Source organism: Helicobacter cinaedi CCUG 18818 = ATCC BAA-847 (assembly GCF_000155475.1).
Classification (GTDB): Bacteria; Campylobacterota; Campylobacteria; order Campylobacterales; family Helicobacteraceae; genus Helicobacter_C; species Helicobacter_C cinaedi.
Genome location: NZ_DS990395.1, coordinates 20,059 through 21,837 on the forward strand (window position 1 = coordinate 20,059; position 1,779 = coordinate 21,837).

Below are 1,779 nucleotides of genomic sequence, written 5' to 3' on the forward strand. Positions count from 1 at the left end.
TTCGCTTTAAAAGGAGAAAGGAATACTCTTGTATGAGTAATACTTATAGATTGCAAAGAAGTATCTTTAGAATGAGTAGATTCTCTGTATTCTTTAATGTCTTTAGAATAATTTAGGAGTGGTTTATATTGTCCTATACCATAATCTTTATGCTCATAGTCTTTATAGGGTTCTTTAAAGAGTTTAGGGAGATATTGGGGGATACTCATTGACAATCTCTCAATTTAATCTCTTGTAAGATTGAATTATTTTTAGAAATTTGCAATACATTATTTCTAAAAATGTTATATTCATACACGCCATTTTTAAAGCTATATCCCTTAAAATTTTGTTTGCTATCAAGCAGTGTTTTTCCTTTCAAAATAATATAGTTTCCACTATTTTTATTGACGCTTACATACACCATCTTATTGCAACCCAAATCACCCTCTGGACAAAGATATAAAACCTTAATCCAAAAATTCTCACTTTCATAACTGCATTGCTCTTGCGGAGTAAAATCATTTGCAAAAAGTGGGGTTATAAAAATGCTCAAAAATATTATTTTAACCATAGCTGCCAACTTGTATATATTTTCATATTCCTTACCTTAGTTTATCACTCTTAATCCATAGCTTAATAAATTCGCCGTTTTGTCTCCTATAAATAACAAAACTAAATTCTCCTTTATTTTGCAAGAGTTTTAGTTTATCTTTTGGAATTAAAAACAAATCATCAATCTTGCAATTTTTATGGGGAGCAGAATAAAAATACGCTCTCTCTTTTGCGTGTGTGCCAATGATTTCATTTTGCATTAAAATATTTTCATCTTTAAATTGACTTTGCAAGGCTAAAGTTTGGGAAAAATTACAATATCTCAAGCAATCATTGAATTGATTTGCTAGATTTACATCGACAATTAATTCTTTTTCTTGCACATTATCTTTAAGTGTTTTTGTATTTATATCATATTCAAGCCAAGTAATAGTGCCTGTGCCTTGAAATTCTCTGCTGTTTTTATCTACCCAATCAAAAAATAGCTTTACTAGAATCTTATCATTATCCCAAGTATCAAATTCAAACGAGATATGTTCTTTGACCCATTGCGTATCTCTGTCCCCTCTATAAGATTCAAATTCATAATTGCCTGCTTTTACGAGTTTAACAAAAACCTCTACACATTGTGGGTTGGGTTGCGTGAGGTTTTGGGAAAAATAGATTCTTGTTTTGTGGGGATTTTGAGCAAAAGTCAAACTTGAAAATAATATAAAAAATATAAAGATTCTTTTCATTTTTTTCCTACAATTTCATCAACTATTCGGGCTTTAATCTGTTCAATGGCTTTTTTATATGCTTCTTGTGCTTGGGTTTGTGTTGAATGCCATCTTGCCCAATTTCCATTATGCTTATTGATATAATAAGCTTTATATTCCATTCCTGCTAAGACTGAAGGCATTACTACGAATTGATTTTTTCTATCCTTAACTTGAGCGTTTCCTCCTTGTTCGCTCAATCCTTTGCCTTCAAAAGCTGACCATACCCCTGTTGGTTTATAGTTTGGATTTTGCTCAAAGAATTTACTATCCCAACCATAGTATGGAGCATTGCCAAATACTTCCATACCACCTGTTCCTGTATGTTTATATTGTCCAGAGCTAAAATGTGCTGTTTCGCTTCTATACATTTTTTCAATAATTCTTGCCATTTCTTCTCCATATTTATTATAAACAATTTTTAAAGCTTCTTTCGCATCATCTAGAGTATAAAGTTTATCTTGTAGCATTTTAACAACTTCTCTTT

The 1,779-nt window shown here is 31.0% G+C and carries 3 protein-coding genes and 1 pseudogene; all 4 read right to left on the reverse strand.

The window, feature by feature from the left end:
- A partial coding sequence (locus tag HCCG_RS12285; RefSeq protein WP_034548552.1) for a hypothetical protein occupies positions 1 to 209 on the reverse strand: 209 nt, incomplete at its 3' end.
- Positions 206 to 553 carry a hypothetical protein gene (locus HCCG_RS10630; RefSeq protein ID WP_015453703.1) on the reverse strand — a complete coding sequence of 116 codons (348 nt, stop codon included), beginning with the start codon at positions 551 to 553 and terminating at the stop codon, positions 206 to 208. The genes HCCG_RS10630 and HCCG_RS12285, both read right to left, overlap by 4 nt.
- Positions 554 to 584: 31 nt before the next feature.
- Complete coding sequence (locus tag HCCG_RS10635) at positions 585 to 1,271, reverse strand: hypothetical protein (protein WP_002957553.1); 687 nt, start codon at positions 1,269 to 1,271, stop codon at positions 585 to 587.
- Positions 1,268 to 1,779 (reverse strand): annotated as a pseudogene (locus HCCG_RS10640) (lipase); the annotation flags it as partial. The gene HCCG_RS10635 and the pseudogene HCCG_RS10640, both read right to left, overlap by 4 nt.